Here is a 26,669-nt window from a genome sequence, read left to right on the forward strand (position 1 = left end):
CCCATAAAAACACATTTATCTAGATAAACAGATTTGTTTATAGGAATTTATTTCCATAATATTGACGCTCCCTCCCTCTAGTCTCTCAAGAATTATGATAATAGCGTCTTAATGAAACAACCAGATCTGATTAAATCTCGAAGGTTTTTTATGCCTTCGTTTTTAGAAAAACTGTCTTTAAAAAACAATAAATACAATCCATTGTTTTTGATAAAATCTTTATCTCAGTTATCTAAAAACCATTCAAATTATTTTCTAAAATCATTACAGCCAAAAAAAGCATCACCCATATTCTTTTTAATATGTTGCCTATATTCTGTTGTCGCTTTTTCTCAAGTGCCTGTTAATAATGATTTAATAGATGCCACAACTGTTACGCATAGTTCAAGTTGGTGTTCTCCCGATGGCGCTTACACTACACTTAATGCAACAGCCGATGGCCCGAAAGGAATAGCATGGGCAAATGGACCTAACTTTAATGTCTGGTTTAAATTTCAAGCTACAGCTGAACAAGTAAAGATTAACTTGAATCTCGGTAGTATGCGCAACCCGTATTTAGCACTCTGGGATCATACCACAGCTGAAATTAAAAGTGCGCGTTATACCGATGCTTCTAGTTCAATTTATGTACAATCCAATAGTTTAACTATTGGCCAATGGTATTATATTTCTGTGGATAACTACAGTGCTCTGGGTAATCGAGGCACTTTTAGTTTATGTATTGAAGATAAAGTTGGTTTTGACTATAAAGAAGGCGCTATTGAAGTTCCGCATACAGGAAATTGGTGCTCTTCGGATGCCGAATACACTACAGATAATGGCTCTCCAGATGGGCCTAAAGGTTCAGCATGGTCTAGTGATCCTAATGCCAATGTATGGTTTAAATTTAAAGCAACAACAACCCAAATAAATGCCGAAGTAAAACATGGCGGCGTATTGGGTGATATTCGCTACCCGTTGTTAGCGCTTTGGGATGCATCTGGATTAGAAATTAATAGTACAAATTTCAACTATACTGGCAATATTAATAATATACAATCCAATAATTTAACCATTGGAGATTGGTACTATGTATCGGTAGATAATTATAGTGCTTCTAGCAACCGTGGTAACTTCACCTTTTGTGTTGATGATAAAGTTAATTTTGATTACAACGAAGGTGCTATCGAAATACCACATATTGGAAATTGGTGCTCTGCCGATGCTGAATACACTACAGTTAACGCCTCTCCAGATAGAGCTAAAGGCTCAGCATGGTCTAGCGAACCTAGCGCAAATGTTTGGTTTAAATTTCAAGCCACAACAACACAAATAAATACTGAAGTAAAATATGGAGGAACCTTAGGTGATGGTCGATACCCATTATTAGCACTCTGGGATGCATCTGGAACTGAAATTAATAGTACAAATTTCAATTATACGGGAGACTACGTTAATGTTCAATCTCCGAATTTAACTATTGGCAATTGGTACTTTATATCGGTAGACACTTACGGCTCTACAGGTCACCGTGGTAGTTTTACTCTATGCGTTGATGATAAGGTTAATTTCGATTATAAAGAAGGTGCTATTGAAGTACCACATACTGCGGACTGGTGCTCTGTTGATGCTAAATATTCAACAGTACACGCATCTCCCGATGGAGTTAAAGGTTCTGCATGGGCTAACGGACCAAATTTTAATGTATGGTTTAAGTTTAAAGCCACATCTACACAAGTAAATGCTGAAGTAAAAAAAGACGGTACCTCAGGAGATATGCGCTATTCTTACGTAGCGCTTTGGGAGGAAGATGGTACTGAAATTACGAGCAAAAATTACAATAATGCGCTTAACACCAGAAATGTTCAATCTAACAATTTAACTATTGGAAATTGGTACTATATATCTGTCGATAACCACAGTTCTACAAATTATACTGGTAGTTTTACTTTGTGTGTTGATGATGAAGTAAATTTCGATTATAAAGAAGGTGCTATTGAAGTACCACACACCACAAGTTGGTGTTCTGGCGATGATGAATATAATACCTACAACGCCTCTCCCGATGGCACCAAAGGCTCTAATTGGTTTGATGGACCTAATTTCAATGTCTGGTTTAAATTTCAGGCCACGGCAGCTCAAGTAAACGCACAAGTAAAAACAGGAGACCCGTCTAAAAACATACGCTATGCCTCTATGGCGCTTTGGGATCAATCTGGAAATGAGGTAAAAAGTGCTCGTTATTACAGCGTTGATAGCTCAATTAATGTGCAAACCAATAATTTAACCATTGGAGACTGGTATTATATTTCTGTAGACCACAGAAACAGCATCTATTATATGGGGGATTTCACGTTGTGTATTGAAGACAAAGTAGGTCACGATTATAAAGAAGGAGCTATTGAAGTCCCTCACACAACCTCTTGGTGTTCCGGAGATGAAGAATATACAACATTCAATGCGTCGCCAGATGAAGCTAAAGGCAGCAACTGGTACGATGGACCTAATTACAATGTCTGGTTTAAGTTTCAAGCTACAGCACAACAAATAAGTGCGCAACTAAAAATAGGCGGTACATACGGAGATATTGTCTACCCCTTTATTGCAATTTGGGATAATGCTGGAACAGAAATTAAAAGCACTAATTATTACAGCAGTTACAGTTCTATTAAAGTACAATCAAACAATTTAATTGTTGGAGATTGGTATTACATATCGGTAGATAATCGCGACAATATTAATTATCGTGGTACATTTAGTTTATGCATCGAAGATAAAGTCGATTTCGATTATAAAGAAGGAGCAGTTGAAGTTCCTCATACCGACTCTTGGTGTTCTGCAGATGCTGAGTATTCTACAGTCCATGCTTCACCCGACAGCAATAAAGGTACCGCATGGTTTGATGGCCCTAACTATAACGTTTGGTTTAAGTTTCAAGCTACTTCAACACAATTAAGAGCAGATGTGAAAATTGGTGGAACTAACGGTGACGTAGATTTCCCTTTTATTGCACTTTGGGATGTTGCGGGAACCGAAATTAAAAGCACGAATTACTATAACAATGAATCCATAAACCTACAAACCAATAATTTAACTATTGGAGACTGGTATTACATATCAGTAGATCATAGAAATAGTATTTATTACCGTGGTACTTTTACTTTATGTATTGAAAACAAAGTAGGTTATGATTATAAAGAAGGTGCATTAGAAGTACCGCATACCACAAATTGGTGTTCCGGAGATGCTGAGTATTCTACAATTCATGCAACAGCAGATCGAGATAAAGGTAGTGCTTGGTTCGATGGCCCGAATTACAACGTCTGGTTTAAATTTCAAGCCACAACAACACAACTAAAAGCAGATTTAAAAATTGGCGGTTCATACGGTAATATGGATTACCCATATATAGCACTTTGGGATGTTGCAGGAACCGAAATTAAAAGCGAGAATTACTTCAATAGCACGGACTCCATCAATCTACAATCTAACAATTTAACTATTGGCGATTGGTATTATATCTCAGTAGATCATAGAAACGCGGCCTATTACCGTGGTGCATTTAGCTTATGTATTGAAAATACAATAGATTATGATTATTATGAAGCCGCTATAGATATCACTTCATTAATAAACTCTTGTTCTGCAGATGCCATTTACACAACACGAGGAGCTTCGCCAGATTTAAATAGCGGAACGGCTTGGAATAATAGTGGGCCTAAATACAACCGATGGTTCAAATTTATTGCTCCTCCAGTTTCAGGTCAATTTAATATTCTAATTGATAGAGGTGACGAAAAAGGTACACAGAGAGGAACTCAAGTGGCCTTATGGAAAGATGGCGGAACTATAGAAGTCAACAGTGCTAGATATTCATCTTCAAATGATGATGTTACATTATCGGCTACTAATTTAACACCAGGAGATACCTATTATATCTCGGTAGACACATACTCAAGTAATAGCTATACCGGTACATTCACAATCTGTTTAGAAAACACATTTATAGATTTTAATGGTACGGATTATTATATAGACTTTGGCAGAAACCATAATTTTACAAGTCAATTTTCATTAGAATCTTGGGTACTTCAAAAAACCAATTCCGGAACGGCAGCAATAATTTCAAAAGGAGAAACCCAAACAGGTAACCTTAGAGGTTATCATTTAACTATAAAAAATGGTTACCCTAATCTGTCTTGGTATGACAACTCAGGAAATGCTATTTTAGATCTCTCTTCACCTTTCGAAATTACCAACAATACTTGGCACCATGTGGCAACATCGTTTAACGGAAGTATAGCATCACTATACCTCGATGGAGTTTTAGTTGCAAGCCAGAGCACAGCAAGACCTATAAGTAATACTCAATCTTTTTTAATAGGGGCTAGTTATGATAGTAGTTTGGCTTCTTCGGTAAAAAATCACTTCAATGGTTTTATAGATGAAGTTCGTGTATGGAATGTCGGCTTAACACAACAGCAGATTCAAGATATGATGAATCAGGAAATAGCTCAATCTGGAACTGTTGTAAACGGTAAAATTACTAATCAAGATGTTCATTCTGGTTTACGCTGGTCTAATTTAAGAGGATATTACCCTATGACAGATAACACCGCCACCGACCATTCAAACTATAATATAGATGGTACATCAAAAAACAATACCACTACCATTCAAGCACAAACCGCACCCTTACCATATAAATCTGCTGTAAACGGAAACTGGGAAGATGCAACAACATGGCTAAATAACAATGTACAATATGCACCAAACACCGCTATGTATGGTACGCACATAAATTGGAATATTACGGAAATAAATCATGATATTACAAATAACACCGGACATAGCGTTTCTGCTTTAATAATAGATAGCCCTGCGACATTAACAGTAAAAGCTTCCGATAGTTTAAATGTTTCTAGATACTTAAAATTAAATGGAGCCCTTACTTTAGAAGAAGACTCTCAACTTATACAAGGTGTAGACAGTGAACTAGATGTTACGAGTTCGGGGATTTTACACAAAAACCAACAAGGAAGCGCTGATACCTTTACTTATAATTACTGGTCTTCTCCTGTTGGTCCGCAAAACACAACTTCAAACAATAACAGCTATACATTACCAGAAATTTTTGATGGTGTTAACTTTTTAACATCAGGTTACAACGGAACTGTATCGCCTTTAGGTATTTCTACTGCTTGGATTTGGAAATTCAACAATAGAACATTAGGTAATTATGCAGAATGGCAACACGTAGGAAACACTGGCTCTATGTTACCTGGTGAAGGATTTTCAATGAAAGGTCCGGGATCTGGAGTTCCATCAGATTTGCAAAATTATCTCTTAAAAGGAAAACCTAATAATGGAGATATTAACTTACCTATTAATTCTGGTAACGAATATTTGGTTGGTAACCCTTACCCGTCTGCAATTGATGCTAAAGCTTTTATATTAGATAATGGTACTACTATCGCTGGACCAGGATCTACAACAGGAACACTTTATTTTTGGGAACACTGGGGAGGAAATTCACATAACCTAAGTAGCTACCAAGGCGGTTATGCTTCGTATTCTCTATCAGGTGGTGTACCAGCTGCAGCAAAAGCTACAAGTGATCCTAATGTTGATCAAGGTGGTGTATCTACTAAAACACCAGGCAGATACATTCCCGTTGCTCAAGGATTTTTTGTTACTGCAGAAGCAACAGGAACTATAAAATTTAACAACTCACAACGTGTTTTTCAAACCGAAGATGGCACTAATTCTGTTTTCCTAAAATCTACTAATAGTAAAAACACAAACACTTCTCCAAATAATCATGACGATTTACGAGAGAAGTTAAGAATTGGTTTTTACTCTACAAATAAGATAAAAAGACAACTATTAACTACCGTAGACCCAAGTGCATCTATTGGTTACGATTGGGGTTATGATGGACCAAACATCGACTATCAAATTGATGATATGTATTGGTTAATTGATCATAACACCTACGTTATACAAGGTATAAATGAAATTACCGAAACAACCGTTTTACCTTTAGGTATTCACTTAAAAAACGAAGGTGTAAATATTATTTCTATCGATGAGATAGAGAACGAAGTAACGCCTTACAACATCTATCTTCATGATAAAGAATTAAACCTTTATCACAATTTAAGAGAAAGTAATTACTATGTTACTTTAATTGCAGGTAAATACCTCGATCGTTTTGAAATTACGTTTACAAACAGTTCGGAAACTTTAGGAACAAAACCTTTAGAGTTGATAAACCGACCTGTATTAGTTTCCTTTTCTAACGATAATGAAAGTGTTGTTATTAGCAATCCGAATGCACTTTACATAAAGTCTACAGAAATCTTTAATATGTTAGGTCAGTCTGTTTATAACTTCAACACTCAATCGAATCAAACGTCTATAATTCAAGCTACTGAAAATCTTAGTTCAGGATCATATATTATAAAACTAAACACCGATAATGGTATTGTTACCAATAAGGTATTAATAGAATAGATAAACACTCAACATAGTATTTATATGAAAAAAAAGCGTCCTGAAATTAATTTTCAGGACGCTTTTTTTTTAGTAATATACTTTATATTTTATGCTTACTTTATTTGTTTTATCAAATCAGGTAGCGATACATTTAGTTGTTCACCCGACACCATATTTTTTAAAGTGTAAGTATCAGATTCCATTTCGTTATCACCAACTAAAACTACAAAAGGAATAGCACGTTTATTAGCGTGATTCATTTGTTTTTTCATCTTAGCAGCATCAGGGTAAAGTTCTGCATTAATATCATTTTTACGTAACACCTTAATAGCTTTTAAACTAAATAAAGCCTCTTTATCTCCAAAGTTGATAAATAACACTTCAATGTTTTTTGATACCGTTTCAGGGAACAAACCAAGTTCTTCTAAAACTAAATAAATACGATCTAAACCAAAACTAATACCAACACCACTCATATCTTTCATACCGAAAATACCAGTTAAATCGTCGTAACGACCACCGCCACCAATAGAACCCATGCTCACCGTTTTTGGTGCTGCGACTTCAAAAATAGCACCAGTGTAATAATTTAAACCTCTGGCTAAAGTAACATCGAGTTGCAATGCTGCTGTTTTTAAACCTAATTCTAAAATAGCTTCGTTAATAAAAGCCAATTCTTCAATACCTTTTTTTCCTTCTTCGGACGTGTTTAAAATGGATTTTAAGCTTTCTATTTGAGATTCAAAATCGCCAGAAAGTGTAAATAACGGTTGAAGTTTTGAAATGCCTTCTTCTGAAATTCCTTTAGAACGCATTTCTTCTTTTACCTTCTCCTCGCCTATTTTATCAAGCTTATCTAAAGCCACCGTGAAATCGATTAATTTATCGCTTGCTCCAATAACTTCTGCAATACCAGAAAGTATTTTTCGGTTATTAATTTTAATAGTAACTCCTTCTAGTTTTAATGCTGAAAAAACAGTGTCGTAAAGCTGAATAAACTCTACTTCTTGCCAAAGTGATTTAGATCCAACGACATCGGCATCACATTGAAAAAACTCTCTAAAACGGCCTTTTTGTGGTCTATCAGCACGCCAAACTGGCTGTATTTGATAGCGTTTAAAAGGAAATTCTATTTCGTTTTGGTGCTGTACTACGTAACGTGCAAAAGGTACAGTTAAATCGTAGCGGAGTGCTTTTTCTGAAATACTAGATGTTAATTTGGTAGAGTCTTTTTCAGTGTAAGCTTGCTCGTTAGCCTTGTTTAAATAATCACCTGAATTCAAAATTTTAAAAATCAAACGATCGCCTTCTTCTCCATATTTCCCCATTAAGGTATCGGAGTTTTCAAAACTTGGTGTTTCTATAGGTTGAAATCCAAAGGTTTGAAAAGCGCCACGAATACTATTAAAAATATAGTTTCGTTTTGCAACTTGTTCTGGGTTAAAATCTCTAGTTCCTTTTGGAATACTTGGTTTTTGAGCCATATATAAACACCCTACTCACGTAGGGTTTTCTTTTTAATTAGTACTTTTTTAATTTCCGCGTAAGCGAATCCTTAATTAATCAGCTTATAAAAATACTTGTACAATTCACCTTTAGTAATAGAAGCGCCTTGTTCAATCATTTTAAATTTATCTAAATTTTTATCATCAGAATAAGCTTTATCTGCTTGCAAAAACTCAACACTTTCATCCATTAAGTTTTCACGAAGCCAATCGTATCCTTCCTGTGTTGTAATATCAACATCGTTTTTTATGTTAACTACAATGGCATGCATTTGATCTTCCTTTAAATGAAATAAATACATGTGTTTTGGAGCAAAATGCTCAAGATATTCCGCTTTATTTAGAGCGCCTTCCCAAATTAAATCACTAAACACATCCAATTCCATTTCTGCTAAATCGGGTTTATTAGCTTTTAAGTTGGTCCACTCATCGGCAGTTATAGATTGGGTTGCCAAAAAGTTTATAAATTCTTGGTGTAATTCTTCGAACTGTTCTTTTGTTAATCTTGAATACTTCATTCTTATATGTTTTTCTCGAAATTAAGAGAATTGTATATTTTATTTTTTAATATTTAAACTTGCAGCCGCTGAAAAAGGCCTATCGGTTGCAATAACGTCAACACCTAAATCAACCCATTTTTTGTAAAGATGATCACCTTTAGCTTGAGCTTGTTTATCTAAGTTTCCTAAAGTACCGAGCATACAAGTAATACCTAAATCGTGTAGTTTTTTATAAAATGCTTCAGGAGACAATCTTGTTCCGGTAAAAGCAATCATATTTTCAGTAGGAATTTCAGAATGTAACAACCAATCTAATTCCTTATCATTTCTAGCAGATACAGATAACAACAATTCTGGAGCTGCTTTATAGGCTGCGCTGGCTTGTTTCATATCATAAGTAATAATTATAGAAATATTTTCAGCACCAGTTTCTTTAACCAAAGCGACAACTTGATCTACAGAAACACTCTTTTTTATATCGATAGTTAATATCACATTATTTTCTTTAGCCCAAATAAGAACATCTTTAAACAATGGAATTTTAAAAGTGGTTTCGTTACCAAAATCGTCTTCTAAATTATACTGTAATAATTCTTGATAGGTATAATTTGTAATATCACCTTCGCCCGTAGAAGTTCTACCTAAGCTATTATCGTGCATTAAAACAAGTACATTATCTTTAGTTTTAGCGATATCAATTTCATAAACGGCAGGAATACTATCGTTTATATACTTTAAGGTTTCTAAACAATTTTCTGGGTAATTCTCAATAGACTTCCCTCCTCTGTGCACACTAATAACAGGAGTTTTATTAGCCTGATAAGCCAATCGATCAATTAAAACCGATTTTGTAGATGCTTCTTGTTTTTTAGGTTCTTCTTTACACGAAAAACTCACTACAAAAAGACAAAGTATAACTATATATTTCATATTATTTATAAAAAAAGCGCCCCTTAGTTAAGGAGCGCCAAATTTAAGAATATATCTGTTATTATCTTAGAAAATATAACGTAAACCTACTTGAGCTTGCCATCTAGAAGCTAAACTAGAATCAAAACCAAAGGTTTGAGTTTGATTTCCGTTAAAAGAGTAAGTTGGCACTCCTGTATCGTCAACAGAAACTCCTATTGGTTGTACATTATTTGGTTGTTGTATAATTCCCCAATCTGAATTTAATAAGTTACCAAAGTTTAAAATATCTAAACTAAATTGGATGGTATTTGTTTTATCTTCAGATACTTTAATTCTATAATCTTGCATGAACTTTACATCCCATTTACCTCTCCAAGGCGCTAATGCTCCGTAACGTTCTGCATATTGTCCTCTATTGTCATTTAAGTAATCGTCTTGAGCTATATAAGACTCTAGTGCAGCAGCATCTCCAGTTCCAGCAAATTGCATTTGACCAATTTCACTAGAAGTAGGAATATAAATTAAATCGTTTATTCCAGAACCATCTCCATTTATATCTCCACCATAGGTATAGTTAAAACGAGCACCTTGTGCATATTCAAAAAATGTAGATATTGTGGTAGACCATTTATCGTTTCCGTAATCCCATTTTTTACTAGCTACACCAATAAAACGATGCTTATCTCCATATTTAGAATGCGAAAGCACATCGTTATTTACGTTACCTAATGCAGGGTTACCGTTAAAGGCGTCTCCTGTAATTTCAGCCTCAATAGAGTTTACATCCCTAGCATCTAAATAACTATATGCTAGCATAGAATATATACCGTTAGCAAAGGTTTTTTGAGCTTTTAAAGATGCATTCCAAATACGACCTTTATTCGAGTTTGTCATTACAAAAGCATTGCCATTAATAACTTCTCCCCAAGGTAATGTTGCTTTGGCATGATCACCATCTCCATAAATGGCTCTATTATCTACACCTTGTAACTGACTTGTAGGTTTATTTAACCCCCAGTTTTGAACGTGAATTCCATTTACATCTTTAGTATATGATAAATCTGCTGTTAATATAATACCGTTTTCAAGTTTTCTATCTAAACCTAAGTTTGTTCTCCAAACTTGTGGAAATTTAAAATCTGGATCTACAGCTTGGTAGAAAAATGCATCTACACCACTTACTTGGTTTCCTACCCAAACAAAAGGAAAACGCCCTGTAAATAAACCTGTACCACCTCTTAATTGAAAAGAGCTATCGCCATTAGCATCATAATTAAAACCAACTCTAGGCGATACTAACCAATCATTATTAGGCATTCTTGTTGAATCTATTAGTAAAGGTTCTCCTGTATTAGGATCTATATATTCTACATCTGGCAAATAGATTTCTCCATTTTCTGTATCTATAAATTCTTGCGCATTATCTGCTGTATCAAAAAACAAAGGCTTATCAAAACGAACACCATATGTTAATTTTAGTTTTTCAGAAACATTCCATTCATCTTGAGCATAAAAAGCCAACTGACCAACGTTTGTTTCTGCTAATAACCAGCCATTATCTACTCCATCAGCCAAACTATTTCTAGAGTTGAATGTTGCTTGTGCTCCTGCAAAATCATAATCAGCAGCATTAAAATCTGCAATATCCACGCTTCCAAAAACATCAAAACCATATCCTTTTAAATTAAAAGAGTTATCGAATTCAAATTTCTCGAAAGATGTTCCGATAGTAAAGGTGTGATCGCCTTGAAAGAAGTTTAAATTATCTGTAAATTGAAATACTTTTTGATCTAACTTGTTATTAATTGAAAAAGGTTCGTGACCCGCTATAATATATGGAGAACCATCTTTATAAATATTAATAACTGGAGCAGGTGTAGAAAACGGTGTTCTAAAATCGTCGAAATGTGTATACCCAATTTGTAATTTATTAGTTGATGTTTCGGATAAAGTAGAATTTAACTCAACCTGTATAGATTTTAAATTATTATTAATTTCGTAACCCGAATTTTGAAATTGTAACGTTGTTGCATCTGGACCACGTGGATTAATAGCCGAAGGATGGGCTGGTTTTTCTTGAGAAGCATTTAAAAAATTGTAAATAACAGCTAAACGGTTGCTATCATTAATATTCCAATCTATTTTAAAAATACCTTTTGTAGATTCCGAAGCATGTGTAAATCCTTGGTAAGCCCCTGGATCGTAACCTTGAGCTCTTAACGCTGTTTGCACAGCAATTAAATCACTTTCTAAAACTCTAGACTCGGTAATACCGCCGGTACCCGTGTTTGGTGTCCAGCCGTTAGTTCCTAAATCGTCACGTTCATCCTTTTCAAAATTCGCAAAAAAGAATAATTTATCTTTAATAATTGGTCCTCCAATACTCACACCATATTGTGTTTGGTTTAAGTCCGGTCTCGCCACATCTTCTCCTTTAATTTTTTTCCCAGTCATGGTTTCATCTCTATAAAACCCATAAACCGTACCATGAAATTGGTTTGTTCCACTTTTAGTAACTGCATTTACTGAAGCTCCAGTAAATCCAGATTGTGTAACATCATAAGGTGCTGTAGATACTTGAATTTGCTCTATAGCATCTAAAGAAACGGGTTGAGAACCTGTTTGCCCACCTGGAGTTGCTGCATCTAATCCAAAAGGATTATTAAAAATGGCACCATCTAAGGAGAAATTGTTAAACTGATCGTTTCTACCTCCAAAAGATCCACCACTAGCAGTTGGCTCTAATCTGGTAAAATCAGATTGCGATCTAGAAATAGTTGGTAAACGTGTTAACTCTCTACGACCAACACTAGTTTCTGCTCCAGTTCTATCACTACCAAAAGTACCTGTACCTCCTGTACCTTGTATAACCACAGCATCTAGTTGTTCGCTATCTTCAGATAAAGTAACATCTACATTTTGAGTTTTCCCTAATGTTAGGTAAACATTATTAAAGGTTTGCTCTTTGTAACCTACATAGCTCACTGTAATAGTGTATGGCCCACCTACTCTTAAATTTAGTAAATTAAAACGGCCATCAAAATTAGTTGCTGCTCCATATTTTGTACCTGTTGGTGTATGGATAGCTAAAACATTAGCTCCTGGTAAGGGAACTGAACCTTGATCTAAAACGAGTCCTTTAATATTAGAAGTGGTGACTTGTGCAAAAGCCATTACTCCAATAAACATAAAGAAAAATAATAATGTAATTTTTTTCATTGTTTGAAGATTGAGTTAAAGTATTAAGTTTGAAAAATTATGCATGCATAACGCTAGTAAAAATAGACCAAAAAAAAACCACTCCAAAGGAGTGGTTAATTATATTTAAAACTTTTATTAACTTTATGTTAACAAATTAGTTTGCTTGAGCAATAACGTCGAATTCTAAATCAACATTTACATCTCTGTGTAAACGAATTGCGGCAGTATATTTACCTAAACGTTTAACAGTTGTAAGCGTAATATATTTCTTATCAATTGCTTGACCCTCTTTTTCTAAAGCCGCTGCTAAATCGATGTTGTTTACAGAACCAAATAATTTATCTCCTGTTCCAACTTTAGCTTGGATTTTAATTTCTAATGCTTTTAAAGCTTCTGCAACTACATTAGCTTCATCAACTATTCTCTTTTCTTTAAAGGCACGTTGCTTTAAATTTTCTGCTAATACTTTTTTAGCTGAAACAGTTGCTATAATAGCTTGTTTCTGAGGAATTAAAAAATTTCTACCATAACCGTTCTTAACTGTTACAACATCGTCTTTAAATCCTAAATTTTCAACGTCTTGTTTTAATATAAGTTCCATTGTTATCAGTATTTTATTTTAATAAATCAGCTACATACGGCATTAAAGCTAAGTGACGCGCTCTTTTTACAGCAACAGACACTTTTCTTTGATACTTTAATGAAGTTCCTGTTAAACGACGAGGTAAAATTTTACCTTGCTCATTTACAAATCTTAGTAACCAGTCTGCATCTTTATAATCTACATACTTGATACCTGATTTTTTGAAACGACAATATTTCTTTTGCTTATTAGTTTCAATATTTAGAGGCGTTAAATATCTAATTTCGCCGTCTTTTTTTCCTTTAGATTGTTGTTCTATTGATGACATAATTAAGCTTTTTGTTTAAGTTTCTCTCTTCTTCTTTCTGCCCAAGAAATAGCATGTTTATCTAACGCTACTGTTAAATAACGCATAAAACGCTCGTCACGTCTAAACTCTACTTCTAAAGGATTGATAACCTCTCCGGCTACTTGATACTCAAATAAGTGATAAAATCCACTTTTTTTGTTTTGAATAGGGTAAGCTAACTTCTTAAGCCCCCAGTTTTCTTTTGATACCATCTTAGCGCCGTTAGAAACAAGAAAATCTTCGTATTTCTTTACTGTCTCCTTTATCTGATCTTCAGATAAAACGGGATTTAAGATGAAAACAGTTTCATAATGATTCATAAAAATCTATTTTTATTGTTAAAAATTGGCTGCAAAAGTAATTAATATTTATATCTTACACAACTTAATCTTATTTATTTTATGCGAACAGCATATTATTTCAGTGTTAAAAAAATGTTAAAATCTACAGTTTGCCGATGATTTTTGGTTTTTAGCCGAATTTTTCGTACTATTGTCGATATCTTAACCGAAATAAAAGAAATGTTATGACATTAAACTGTGTAGTAGTAGACGATTCAGCCATACAACGCCTCTCTATTGTGAAATTAGTAGAGAACCATCCCTCATTAAATTTAATAGCAGAGTACAGTAGTGCGTTGGAAACCAAAAATGGTTTAAATACACATCAAGTAGATTTAATCTTTTTAGATATTGAAATGCCAGTACTAAACGGATTTGAGCTTTTAGATGTATTAAATAATAAACCTCAAATTATATTTGTAACAGGTAAAACGGAATATGCATTTAAAGCATTTAATTATGATGCTACCGATTATTTACATAAACCAATTACAAGAGAGCGCTTTAATACTTCTGTAGATAAAGCTTTAGAGCAACATAGATTAACTCTAGACTTTAACGAAGAAGATGGCGAACATATATTTGTAAAAAGTAACCTTAAAAAACGTAAAGTTTACATTAAAGACATTAAGTGGATTGAAGCCCTTGGTGATTACGTTAAACTAGTAACTGAAGAAAATAGCTTAGTAGTTTTATCGACTATGAAATCTTTTGAAGCAGAATTACCAGAAGGTAAATTTTTAAGAATTCATAAATCTTACATCGTTAATTTGGATAAAATTGACAGATTTAATAGCAAAAACGTTGAAGTTGGTGCTTATGAAATTCCTTTAAGTAGAAATAAGAAAACGCAACTTGTTGATGCGTTAAATAATATTTAATAACGCTCTCCTTTAAAAAAAAGGAAAATTCTACTAAAATAATTATTACCCCATTTTTATTTTAGCTGAACTAGTAATTATCCACATTAAGGATAACACGAACCGAGCGAAAATCTTTTACATTCAAGAAGCTATTGTTAATTTTAATGATAGCTTCTTTTGTTTTTGCTAAAGAGTGTTCCTTCGGTATTTTTACCAAAATATTTTTATGATATTGATTTCTAATTCGTGATACAGGCGGGAATTCTGGCCCTAAAACATGTTCTTTAAACACTTGCCTTAACGACGTAGCATACCAATCTGCTGCGATTTCCACACGACTATAATCTTTATGTTTTAGCGTAATTTTAATTTGCTTATAAATTGGCGGGTACTTAAAATTATACCGCTCGTTCATTTGTTCTTTAAACATATCGATATAATTATTAGTAGACACCTGCTGTAAAATATTGTGGTACGGATTGTAAGTCTGTATTAAAACCTTGCCGCGCTCTTCCGTTCTACCTGCCCTACCCGATACCTGCAACATAAGCTGAAAGCTACGCTCGTGCGCTCTAAAGTCAGGAAAATTAAGCATATTATCGGCATTCATAATACCAACTAGCTTTACGTTTCTAAAATCTAGACCCTTAGTAAGCATTTGTGTACCAACCAAAATATCGATTTCTTGCTGTTCTAATGCCGTTATAATCTTCTCGTAACCATATTTACCCCGCGTAGTATCCAAATCCATACGCGCCACGTTATGCTCAGGAAACAACACCTTTACCTCAGCTTCAATCTGTTCTGTTCCAAAACCTTTGTTATCCAGTTCTGGACTACCACAAGCTGCACATTTTCTAAGCATAGCCACAACATACCCACAATAATGACAACGTAACTGGTCTCGATATTGGTGGTACGTTAAACTAACATCACAATTAGGGCATTGTGGTGCCTCACCACAAGTACTGCACTCTACAATAGGCGAAAAGCCTCTGCGGTTTTGAAACAAAATAATTTGATGCCCTTCCGCTAATGTTTCTGTCATTTCAGCAATAAGTCTATCACTAAAATGACCTTTCATGCGCTTTTTCTTCTGCTTTTCTTTAATATCAACCAACTCCACTTCTGGCATCAATACATCATTAAAGCGATGCATAAGCTCTACAAAGCCATATTTGTTTTGCTGTGCATTAAAATAACTTTCTAAACTTGGTGTTGCCGAGCCCAAAAGCACTTTAGCCTTATGTAAATGAGCCAAAACTACAGCTGTGTCTCTTGCATGGTAGCGTGGTGCTGGATCAAATTGTTTAAACGATTGCTCATGCTCTTCATCAACAATTATTAATCCTAAATTATCAAAAGGTAAAAATATCGATGAACGCGCACCTAACACTATTTTCGCTTTCGCGGAAAGTTCTAAAACCTGATTCCAAACCTCAACACGTTCATGAGATGAATATTTAGAATGAAATACCGCGACTTGATCTCCAAAATAATTCTGAAGTCTATTAACCAACTGTGTGGTTAAAGCTATTTCTGGTAACAAATACAATACTTGCTGCCCAGAATTTAGAATATCTTCAATTAACTTAACATACACTTCCGTTTTTCCTGAAGAAGTAACGCCATGTAATAAAGTAACCTGATGCTTTTCGAAAGTGTCTTTTATTTCTGATAAAGCCGTCTCTTGGTAACTATTTAGTTTTTTAGAGTTTTCATTTTCTTCACCAGAATACTGAACACGGTCTGTTTGAATAAAATATTCTTCTAAAACACTTTTATCTATTAAAGATTTTATAATTGAAGTTGAAGCGCCACTCTCTTCCGATAACTCAGAAACTTTTACAGGTTTTCTCGTTTTTGCAGAAATAGAAAACAACGTCATCACGACATCACGCTGCTTTGGAGCGCGACTTAAATCGTTCATTAACTCATGAAATTCTTTTTCCGTAGAATAAAACGTATGCAACTTAACATAGCGCACTAATTTTGGTTTATACTTTTCGTAAACCTCTTCTTCAACAGAAATAGCTTCTTTTTCAATTAAGCGCTTAATAACAGATAGCACATTCTTCTTACTCAAGATATTAGAAATATCCTGAATTTTTAAAGACGATTGATGGTGCAAAGCTTCGTAAACCAAAAACTCATCATCTTTTAAAGTAGATTCGTCTATAGTGGTTTTATTATTCTTAGAAATTACAGTTTCACTTTCTAAAATAAATGCACTTGGCAATGAGGCACGCATAACATCTCCCATGGTGCACATATAATAACTAGAAACCCAATCCCAGAGCTTCAATTGCTTTTGATTAACAACAGGAGTTTCGTCTAAAATTTGCTGAATTTCTTTAGCTTCATAAGCCGTTGGTGCATCATGATGCACACGATAAACAATACCCGTATAAATTTTAGATTTCCCAAAAGGAACAGCAACACGCATACCTGGCTTTATAAAATCGAACTCCGAAGCTGTAATGCTATAGGTGAATAATTTTTGAAGCGGAATGGGTATTATAACGTCTATATAGTGCAAAGCAATAATCCTTAAATTGAATAATTATTTATGTCGAATCCAATATTGCGTAAGGTATAAAAATGCAATATAGCCTCGAACTTGTAGCTTACCTGTTTCTTTATCTAACACAATTCTACATTTGTACTCTTTACCATTTTCAGCATCGAAAATAGTTCCATTTTTATAATGCTCTCCATGTTTTTCGAGCTCATTAATAATAACCATACCAAGGATAGGCTTGTCTTTTTTATCACCTTCGCAATCTTGACACAAGGTGTTTTTATCAAAGGGTTCAAGAATTTCTATAACCTTACCGTACACTTTACCATTTTCTTCATAAATATCGATAATACATTTGTGCGCTCCTGTTTCATCATCAACTGTTTTCCATTGTCCTAAAATGTCTTGAGATTGAACTGATATCGACAGCATGCAAATTGTAATTAACCAAATGTATTTCTTCATAATTAAAAGCTTTTTCTAAGTTTATTTAATGAGGCGTTCAACTCGTAACCAAGCAACAAAATATTAGAGTTGAGCCATAAGTAAAACATTAATATTAATAACGCGCCAATAGACCCGTATAGTTTATTGTATTGTCCGAAGTTTTCGATATACAAACCGAAAAAATAAGACGTTAATATAATAAGTAAGGTTGTAAAAAGAGCACCTATTGAGAAAAAATTAGAATATTTCCCTTCTTTTGTGCCAAAATAATATAAGGTTGCCGTTGCTAAATACACCATAAGTACAAAAAATAAATACTTTACAACATCGGTCCAGAACAAGCCTTGGCTCGCTACCTCGTAACCACGATGCTCTAAGGCATCAAACAAGCCTTGCACCACGTACAACTGAAAATAACCTAACACCACAATGGTAATAATAAGTAAAAATGCCAATATTAATGCAATACCTAATGCATACAGATATTGTTTAAACACATTTCGGGTAAGTTGCTCGTGATACGAGTTCTCGAACCCCGAAAACACTGCATTTACACCATTTGCCATTAAACCAATGGATAAAACAAACACAGAGGATAATAGACCGCCACGCTGCGATTGGTCGATGTTTTCAAAAATATTTTCAAAGAAAAAATCTGATGTATTTGGTGGTAAAAACGATTCTAGAAACACTAAAAATTCTATTTTAAAATCATCTATAGGTACATATGGAATAATGATAAGCACAAATAATAGAAACGGAAAAATAGCCATAAAAAAACTAAAAGCGATGGCACTAGCTCGTGTAGCTAAAGCACCTTTTGCAATCCCGATAACATAAAGCTCTACTAAATCGTAAAATGAAAGACCTTCTAATCCTGGTAATTTTAATTTTTTTAAAAACCGAACCAAGATATTAATTACAGGAATTTTATCTAGCTTGTCTTCAATGGGTTTTGTCATTAATAAAAAATTAAACAGAATAAATACAAAGTTAATAAAGTAATTACTGAAAGCAAGGTATAAAAAAAGAGTGTCTATATAGACACTCTTTTATATATTTTATGAAATTAAAAACTATTTCATCGCTTTTAAACTTAAATCCATATTGTGTACAGAATGCGTTAACGCTCCACAAGAAATAAAATTAACTCCACATTCGGCATAATGACGAATTGTTGCTTCGTTAATATTTCCAGAAGATTCTGTTAAACACTTATTACCAATTAATTTTACCGCTTTTCTAGTATCTTCATAATCGAAATTATCTATTAAAATACGATAAACACCTTCTGATTGTAAAATCTCTTCAACTTCACTTAAATCGCGAGCTTCTACCATAATTTGTAAATCTCTACCAGTTTCTGTTAAATATTCTTTAGCCATAGTAATGGCTTTAGTAATACCTCCTGCGAAATCGATATGATTATCTTTAAGCATAATCATGTCGTAAAGTGCAAATCTGTGATTTTCTCCACCACCAATTTTTACAGCCCATTTTTCTAACACACGAATTCCTGGTGTAGTTTTTCTAGTATCTAAAATTTTAGTTTTAGTACCTTCCACCAAATCCACAAACATTCTCGTTTTAGTAGCAATAGCACTCATACGTTGCATTGCGTTTAAAACCGTACGCTCTGCTTTTAAAATAGATTGAGAAGAACCTTCTACATACATAACAATATCTCCGTATGTTACCTCTGTTCCATCTTCAATACGTACGTCTAATTTTAAATTTTTATCTACGTAAGCAAAAACTTTTTTAGCAAAATTAACACCGCCAATAATACCTTTATCTTTAACTAAAAGTTTAGCTTTCCCTCTTGCATTTTCAGGGATACAAGCTAAAGAACTATGATCACCATCACCAACATCTTCACGTATAGCGTTAGAAATTATCATTTTCACTTCTGTATCAAATTGCTCCTGTGTAATCATAATTTATTTTTGGTTTGCAACAAAAGTAAGAAATTGATTTACGAAAATAAATTTTACTTTTACGAAATTTAAGAATTTTTCTTATTTAAATACATTATTCATAAATACTAAATAGTAATTTTGCTTATATGACTATCAAACTTATTGCCATAGGAAAAACAGACAACAAACAACTTTTAGCGTTAATAGCTGATTATCAGAAGCGTTTAGGTTTTTACATTAAGTTCTCGTTAGAAATTATTCCGGATATAAAAAATTCTAAAAATTTAAGTGAAGATTTACAAAAACAAAAAGAAGGCGAACTTATTTTGAAGAAATTAAGCAATACCGACACCTTAATATTACTTGACGAGAACGGAAAACAGTTTAATTCTGTAGGTTTTTCTGATTACTTACAGAAACACATGAACTCTGGAATTAAGCAATTGGTTTTTGTTATTGGTGGACCTTACGGATTTTCGGATGAGATTTACGCCGTAGCAAAAGGTAAAATATCTTTATCTAAAATGACATTTTCGCACCAAATGATTCGCCTGTTTTTTATTGAACAACTTTATCGGGGTTTTACTATTTTAAGAAATGAGCCTTACCACCACCGTTAGGTTAAAATTATAATTTTTAAACTTTTAGTAAAACAGATTTTAATCTAAGATTTTATTAAAACCTTATTCAAAAGCAAAAAAGAGGGCTAAAATAAAATTTCAGCCCTCTTTCTAACTTGTATATGATACTCTTAAATTCTAGTGCGTTTTATAAACTTCTTTACGTTTTTTAAGTTGTTTTTCTAAATCGTTAACTGTTTCTCTAACCGAAACCTCAAAATTACGCTCGTTTGATGTTGCAAATATTCTTGGTCCTGGTAAGCTTAATTCAATATTACATATTTTACCAGCATCATGAGCCTTTTCATCTTGTTTAAAATGAACCGTTGCGCTTATTAAAAACTCATAACGATTAAATAATTTCTCTAATTTCTCTTCTGTGAAAGCTGTTAATGTTTCGCTTACATCTACTCCTACGTATTCAAAATTTACTATCATAACTTATATTTTATATTATCAAATATAGCTTTGGGAATTCTGATTTTAAATGATTTTCGTCATATATAAAACGGTTTTAGCCCAACTAACTCATACTCAACAGCTCTCTAATTACTTTCTTTTATTAATTGTTCCATTATGCTTTTAAGCTTCCCTGGCTCAATAGGTTTTATAATATAATCTGATATATCACTAATTCTTTTAGCCTTTTCAATATCTACAGGATCTACAGATGAAGACACCATATATATTACTGTTTTCTTACCAAGCTTAGATTTAATTTTAACATACTCTTCCATAAATTGATAGCCATCCATAATAGGCATATTAATATCTAGAAAAATAACATCTGGAAGCTCATCATTTTGGTTTAGATTGCTTAACAGAAACTCTAAGGCTTCTTCTCCATCAGAAAAAACTTTTATATTTTTTTCAAACTCTAATAACTCCAGTGTTTTTACTACAGTAAATTGATAAATATCATCATCATCAACTATGCAAATATTAACAGGTGTATTCATCATAACTCAATTAATTAAAATTAATATAAAACGTAGTACCCTCGTTTACTTTACTTGTTGCATATATTGTACCATTCAATGCTTCTACTTGTGTTTTAACCATAAATAAACCAACACCCTTTGCTTCTGGATGCCTATGAAATACTTTGTTAAGGCCAAATAATTTATGACCGTGCTTTTCTAAATCAATTCCTAAGCCATTATCTTGAAAGAACAATCTAACTTTTCCATCGATAATCTCAGATTTAATAAATATTTCTGGAACACGATTTTTAGAGCGATACTTAATAGAATTCCCTACTAAGTTAAGAAAAATACTTTCTAAATAAATTCTATCGTATTTTATTTTTGATATTTCGGAGAAATCGCTAGTAATAATAGCCTCATTCTTCATGATTTGCCCTGTTAAAATTTCTTTTGTTTTATTTAAAACATCATTAAATTTAAGTTTTTCAAATTCTTTAGGTGTGTTGTTTTTAATTTTAACAGCATCTACTAAAGTATTTAATGTCACCGTAAGGTGATTTATTACTTTTTCAAATTTCTCGAACAAAAATGCTTTATCATCTTCACTAACTGAAGCGTTATACAGACCTAGAAGCGAATTAAGATTACTTACTGGAGCTCTTAAATTATGCGATGTAATGTGTGCAAAATCGGCTAATTGATTATTATTTTTAATTAATTTTTGAGCTAGAATCTCTAGATCATTTTTAGCTTTAATTATTTTATTTTGAGCCGTTTTTTGATCCGTAACATCCCTTATTACAGCAGATATTAACATCCCTTCTTCTGTTTTCAAGGGGCTTAAGCTCATTTGTATAGGGAATTCCCTTCCATTTTTATTAATGGCGAACATATCTCTACCTTCAGACAGTTCGGTTGTTTTCGGTTTATTAAGAAACGATTTTCTCTGAAACTCATGATCTTCTAAAGATCGAATTGGCAAGAGTAAATCTATAGGTTTATTATAAATTTCGTCTATTTTATATCCAAAAAGTAATTCTGCCTGCTTGTTTATAATTTGAATTAAGGAGTCTTCATTAGTAATTACCATAGCATCTGGCGCAGACTCTAGTAAGCCTCTAAACTTATTCTCAGCCATTTTCTGGGCTGTTACATCTTGGCAAGTTCCTGTCATTTCAATAACTTCACCATTAGCATCTGTAGCCACCTCTGCTAAGAGTTGAATTGTTTTTAAAGAACCATCTGGCAACGAAATACGATGTGTTAAATCTAAAAAGTCTTTATCAGCAATAGCCTGCTCTACATGCTTTGAAACAAGTTCTTTATCATCCTCATAAACAGAACTAAAATAGGTATCATAAGCCAACTCAGTATCTTTATCCAATCCAAAAATTTTATAAAGATTAGCAGACCATTTTACCTCATTTGTGATAAGGTCCCACTGCCAATTACCCATCATGGTAATTTTCTCAGCAAAAGTTAACAATTGATTTTTACGTAGCAACTCTGCCTTAGCTAATTTTTGCGCCGTAATATCCCTTATTGCCGCAGAAACTAAAACACCATCTTCCGTTTCTAATGGACTTAAAGTTATTTGAACGGGAAATTCTTTTCCCTCCTTATTCATAGCTGCTAAATCTTCTTCCCCCGAAGATTCAGTTCCTACTAAATCTCCTAATAACGTATCAACTTTAGCTTCGCAGCCCGTTAAAAAACGTTTAGGCAATAGTAAATCGACAGATTTATTATATAATTCTTCAATTTTATAACCAAACATTTTCTCTGCTTGCTTATTAATCATTTGAATTTTGGAAGCCTCATCAGTAATCACCATAGCATCTGGCGCAGATTCTAACAAGCCTCTAAACTTATTTTCCTCCATTTTTTGTTCGGTAACATCTTGGCAAGTTCCTATCATTTCAAAAATTTCTCCTTGATCATCAAGAATTACCTCACCTAAGAAATGAACTGTTTTTATTTTTCCTCTACTTGTAACTATGCGGTGTATAAAATTATCCGGAAACTTCTTTTCTAAAAAAGCATCTTCTATAAAACGCGTAATAAATGCTTTATCGTCGGGATGCACATAACTAAAAAACGTATTATAATTTAAATTCTCATCCGTTACATCATGCTCAAAAATACCATACAAATTAGCCGACCACTTTAGGGTATCTGTAACAACATCCCATTGCCAATTCCCCATCTTTGTTATTCTTTCAGCAAAATTTAGAAAATGATTCTTACGCAAAAGTTCGGCTTCAGCCATTTTATGTTCCGTAATATCTTGGGTGGTTCCAATCATTTCGATAATTTCACCTTGATCATCAAGAATAACCTTACCTAAAGAATGTACGGTTTTCAATTCACCATCTGTAGTAATAATGCGGTGTATAAAATTACTCGGGAACTTTTTTTCTCTGTAAGCCTCATCTATATATTTAGTAACCAAGTCTTGGTCTTCTGGGTGAACAAAATTAAAAAACGTATAATAATTTAAATCTGTTTCGTTTTTATCACTTCCGTAGATACCATGCATATTGTCCGACCATTCTAATGTATCAGCAACTACATTCCATTGCCAATTCCCCATCTTGGCTATTCTTTCAGCAAAACTTAAAAAATGGTTTTTACGCAATAACTCACTTTTAGCCAATTTTTGGGCTGTAATATCTCGTATTGCTGCTGACACCAATACACCTTGCTCCGTTTCAAGAGGGCTAAGACTTATTTGTATTGGAATTTCTTTTCCTTCTTTATTAATGGCATACAATTCTTTTTCTTCTCCTATAGATCGAACGTGAGGTTTTTCAAAATAGTTTTCTCTATGCCCCTGATGAGGTCCTGAGAATCTTTGAGGAATTAGTATTTCTACAGATTGCCCTAATAATTCGTCTATGTTATAGCCAAATAATTTTTCAGCTTGTTTATTTATAAGTTGAATTTCTCCTTTTTCATTAGTTATTACCATGGCATCTGGAGCAGATTCTAATAAGCCTCTAAACTTATTTTCTGACATTTTCTGTACGGTAATATCTTGGCATGTTCCAATAATTTCAATAACGTCTCCTACTTCATTTGTAATTACCTCACCTAATAGCTGAACTATTTTCACATTTCCTTTAGCAGTAATTATACGGTGTACAAAGTTGTTTTCAAATACTTTGTTTTCTAATGAAGCTTTAGCATGAAGTCCCACTTTCTCCTTATCCTCTGGGTGAACAAACTTAAAAAAATCATCAAACCCCATAGTAGTCACATTAAGGTCTACCTCATAAATCTCATACATTCCACCCGATAATTTCCCTGTATTATTGACAACATCCCACTGCCAATTTCCCATTTTGGTAATTTTCTCAGCAAATGTTAATAATTGATTTTTTCTTAAAAGTTCGTTTTGAGCAATTCTTCTTTCCGACACATCGGTTGATACTCCTAAATACCCAATAAGCTCACCTTCTTCATCTTTTATAGAAGTTAAGGTTAATTGTACCGGCAGCGTTGTTCCGTCTTTTCTTAAATACGTCCATTCACGAGTATCATAAGCATTATTTTTGGAGAGTTCTAACTGCGCATTAAAGCCTTCGGAATCTTTTCCATATAAATCAGCTATATCTGTTCTAAACCTATCGAGTTCTTCTTGTAAATGATACGAGCTTGGTCTTTTTAGACCAATCATTTCAGATGCAGAATATCCTGTTAGAAGTTCAGCTCCATGATTAAAATGATTAATAATACCATCTGCATTAGTAGAAACAATGGCTATTGTTCCAGAATTAAAAATAGCTTTCAATTCTGTATGCGCTTTACTTAAAGCAAGCTCAGAACTTTTTATCTTATCAATATCTTGAAAAACCCCATAAATACGAACACATTCGCCATTTACTAATTCAGCCTGACCAATGGCCCGCGTCCAAACCGTTTTTCCATTAGCTGTTACTAATTCCAGTTCTACATCGTAAGACGTACCATGCTCCATTGCCTTTCTAACGGCTTCTTGTATAGTAGCTCTACTTTCTCCTTCTTTATAAAAATTAATAGCCGTTTCTAAATCTGGCTCATAATCTAAAGGTAATTCATGTATTTCAAAAACAACTTTACTCCAAAATATGGTGCCTTTTATTAAATCAACATCCCAAGTTCCAATACGAGCAATTTCAGTTGTTTTTTCTAATATTTTTTCTATCCTATCTTTTTCTTCCTCTTTCTGTTTAATATGCGTAATATCACCGGTATGCATAATTAAGCCTCCAACAACACCTTCGGAAATATACCAAGGCCTCACATCCCAATAAATCCATTGCACTGTGCCATCCAAACGCACAAAAGGAGCTTCATCACAAACATCTATCGCTCCATTTAAGCATTTTTGATGGTTGGCTTTCCACTCGTCTCCAATTTCAGGAAAAAGATCATAATGGCAGCGACCAACAATCTCTTCATGTTCCATTTTATAATCTGAAATCCATTTTTTAGAAGCTGCTATATAGCACATATTAGTATCTAACATAGCAATAGCTGTTGGAGCCTGCTCTATAAATATTTTATTATTGGCTTCTTTAAGTTCCAAATCTGTTTTAAGCTTTCTAAGCTCGGAAAGGTTTATTTTTATTTCAGCTCTTGACGCTTCTAACTCATAGTTAGAAGATTTTATTTCTTTTAAATTGAACAAAAATTTCTTGAATGCTGGGCGTATCACTGTTAAAAAACCACCTAGTAACAATAAAAAGGTTCCTATAGCAAGAGAATAAATAACAGTTTTTAAAGTTTTTAGGTTTTTCTCTCCTTCTTTTTGATATTCAGAAATTAAAGTATCAATATTTTCAAAGTAAGGCTTCTCGAATTCTGCAATATTTTCTAATTCTGCTTTTAATAATTCAAAATCAGATTGACCAATAACATTTTTACCAAAAGCTGATAATTTATTTAAATAGGATTTATTTTTTTCTAGAAGAACAGCTACAGTTTCGCTATTTTCCTTTTTGTTATTAATAGCCTGCTGATATGCCTGTAAACTATCCCATTGTTTTGTAACATTCGATAAATTGTCTAGTAAGTTTATATTGGCCTCCTGCTTGTCGTCATACCCAATACTAAACGCAATTTTAGAGATACGCTGAGCCAAAACACGTTGTTTTCCAGCAACACTAATTAATTTAGAATCTAAAATCTGTGAGCTGATACTACTTTGAACAATAAACAAGGCAGTTAAAGTGATTATTATAATAGAAGAGACAAATAGTAGATATCTTTTCTTTATAGATTTTTCTAATTTTTCCATTAATAGCTTTTAGCAATCAATATTAATTGACTTTACTTAACAAAAATTATTTTTATTTTAATTCTAATATTTAAAAATAGAATGCTATTATTACACTTAAGCCCACAATTGGAATAAGAAAAACACGAAACAGAGGGATATATGTATTATTATTCGGGGCTACAAATATTAACAAAACTATGCCAAAATATGAAATTATATATAATTATGTACGTTTTTTTCAC

General features: G+C 33.3%; 17 protein-coding genes. 3 read left to right on the top strand and 14 right to left on the bottom strand.

Features of this window, described 5'->3' with window-relative positions; all coding sequences use genetic code 11:
• The first annotated feature begins 111 nt into the window (after positions 1-111).
• A complete protein-coding gene (locus tag DFQ06_RS06725) occupies positions 112-6,495 on the top strand; it encodes a LamG-like jellyroll fold domain-containing protein (protein WP_133966779.1) in 6,384 nt (2,127 codons plus the stop codon).
• A gap of 95 nt (positions 6,496-6,590) precedes the next feature.
• Here DFQ06_RS06725 and hisS read toward each other — a convergent pair whose 3' ends face one another.
• From hisS to rpsF, 7 genes are all read right to left on the bottom strand, one after another.
• On the bottom strand, positions 6,591-7,961 hold the full coding sequence (hisS, locus tag DFQ06_RS06730; RefSeq protein ID WP_133966781.1) for a histidine--tRNA ligase: 1,371 nt from the start codon (positions 7,959-7,961) through the stop codon (positions 6,591-6,593).
• 71 nt (positions 7,962-8,032) lie between these two features.
• Positions 8,033-8,500 (bottom strand): DUF6495 family protein, encoded by a 468-nt coding sequence (locus DFQ06_RS06735; protein WP_042498229.1) that lies wholly within the window; start codon positions 8,498-8,500, stop codon positions 8,033-8,035.
• Between the two features lie 39 nt (positions 8,501-8,539).
• Positions 8,540-9,412, bottom strand: a complete 873-nt coding sequence (locus tag DFQ06_RS06740) for a glycerophosphodiester phosphodiesterase family protein (RefSeq protein ID WP_133966783.1) — start codon at positions 9,410-9,412, stop codon at positions 8,540-8,542.
• 66 nt (positions 9,413-9,478) lie between these two features.
• Positions 9,479-12,613, bottom strand: coding sequence for a TonB-dependent receptor (locus tag DFQ06_RS06745; RefSeq protein WP_133966785.1), 3,135 nt, complete (start codon positions 12,611-12,613; stop codon positions 9,479-9,481).
• A 136-nt stretch (positions 12,614-12,749) separates the two neighbouring features.
• Positions 12,750-13,196: a 50S ribosomal protein L9 gene (rplI, locus tag DFQ06_RS06750; RefSeq protein ID WP_042498223.1), complete on the bottom strand. Its 447-nt coding sequence runs from the start codon at positions 13,194-13,196 to the stop codon at positions 12,750-12,752.
• Between the two features lie 13 nt (positions 13,197-13,209).
• Entirely contained in the window at positions 13,210-13,506 is a 297-nt protein-coding gene (gene rpsR, locus DFQ06_RS06755) for a 30S ribosomal protein S18 (RefSeq protein WP_042498218.1), read from the bottom strand.
• 2 nt (positions 13,507-13,508) lie between these two features.
• Positions 13,509-13,847: a 30S ribosomal protein S6 gene (rpsF, locus tag DFQ06_RS06760; RefSeq protein ID WP_042498216.1), complete on the bottom strand. Its 339-nt coding sequence runs from the start codon at positions 13,845-13,847 to the stop codon at positions 13,509-13,511.
• A gap of 206 nt (positions 13,848-14,053) precedes the next feature.
• Here rpsF and DFQ06_RS06765 point away from each other — a divergent pair, with 206 nt between their 5' ends.
• Positions 14,054-14,749: a LytR/AlgR family response regulator transcription factor gene (locus DFQ06_RS06765; protein WP_042498213.1), complete on the top strand. Its 696-nt coding sequence runs from the start codon at positions 14,054-14,056 to the stop codon at positions 14,747-14,749.
• A 70-nt stretch (positions 14,750-14,819) separates the two neighbouring features.
• Here DFQ06_RS06765 and priA read toward each other — a convergent pair whose 3' ends face one another.
• The 4 genes from priA to nadC all read right to left on the bottom strand — a co-directional run bounded on the left by priA (position 14,820) and on the right by nadC (position 19,636).
• A complete protein-coding gene (gene priA, locus DFQ06_RS06770; RefSeq protein ID WP_133966787.1) occupies positions 14,820-17,270 on the bottom strand; it encodes a replication restart helicase PriA in 2,451 nt (816 codons plus the stop codon).
• Between the two features lie 24 nt (positions 17,271-17,294).
• A complete protein-coding gene (locus tag DFQ06_RS06775; RefSeq protein WP_042502886.1) occupies positions 17,295-17,717 on the bottom strand; it encodes a DUF2147 domain-containing protein in 423 nt (140 codons plus the stop codon).
• A 2-nt stretch (positions 17,718-17,719) separates the two neighbouring features.
• A complete protein-coding gene (locus tag DFQ06_RS06780) occupies positions 17,720-18,661 on the bottom strand; it encodes a YihY/virulence factor BrkB family protein (RefSeq protein ID WP_074939219.1) in 942 nt (313 codons plus the stop codon).
• Between the two features lie 114 nt (positions 18,662-18,775).
• Positions 18,776-19,636 carry a carboxylating nicotinate-nucleotide diphosphorylase gene (nadC, locus tag DFQ06_RS06785; protein ID WP_042498210.1) on the bottom strand — a complete coding sequence of 287 codons (861 nt, stop codon included), beginning with the start codon at positions 19,634-19,636 and terminating at the stop codon, positions 18,776-18,778.
• A 128-nt stretch (positions 19,637-19,764) separates the two neighbouring features.
• On the opposite strand from nadC, the gene rlmH reads away from it, so the two are divergent.
• Positions 19,765-20,238, top strand: a complete 474-nt coding sequence (gene rlmH, locus DFQ06_RS06790) for a 23S rRNA (pseudouridine(1915)-N(3))-methyltransferase RlmH (protein ID WP_042502889.1) — start codon at positions 19,765-19,767, stop codon at positions 20,236-20,238.
• A 138-nt stretch (positions 20,239-20,376) separates the two neighbouring features.
• Here the strand turns inward: rlmH and hpf are convergent, their stop codons facing one another.
• From hpf to DFQ06_RS06805, 3 genes are all read right to left on the bottom strand, one after another.
• The gene (hpf, locus tag DFQ06_RS06795; RefSeq protein WP_042498204.1) at positions 20,377-20,676 is read right to left on the bottom strand and encodes a ribosome hibernation-promoting factor, HPF/YfiA family; all 300 of its coding nucleotides are present in this window, start codon (positions 20,674-20,676) and stop codon (positions 20,377-20,379) included.
• 107 nt (positions 20,677-20,783) lie between these two features.
• A complete protein-coding gene (locus DFQ06_RS06800) occupies positions 20,784-21,197 on the bottom strand; it encodes a response regulator (RefSeq protein ID WP_042498201.1) in 414 nt (137 codons plus the stop codon).
• A gap of 10 nt (positions 21,198-21,207) precedes the next feature.
• Positions 21,208-26,445 (bottom strand): PAS domain S-box protein, encoded by a 5,238-nt coding sequence (locus DFQ06_RS06805; RefSeq protein WP_133966789.1) that lies wholly within the window; start codon positions 26,443-26,445, stop codon positions 21,208-21,210.
• Positions 26,446-26,669: the final 224 nt, after the last annotated feature.

Source organism: Algibacter lectus (assembly GCF_004368925.1).
Taxonomy (GTDB): Bacteria; Bacteroidota; Bacteroidia; order Flavobacteriales; family Flavobacteriaceae; genus Algibacter; species Algibacter lectus.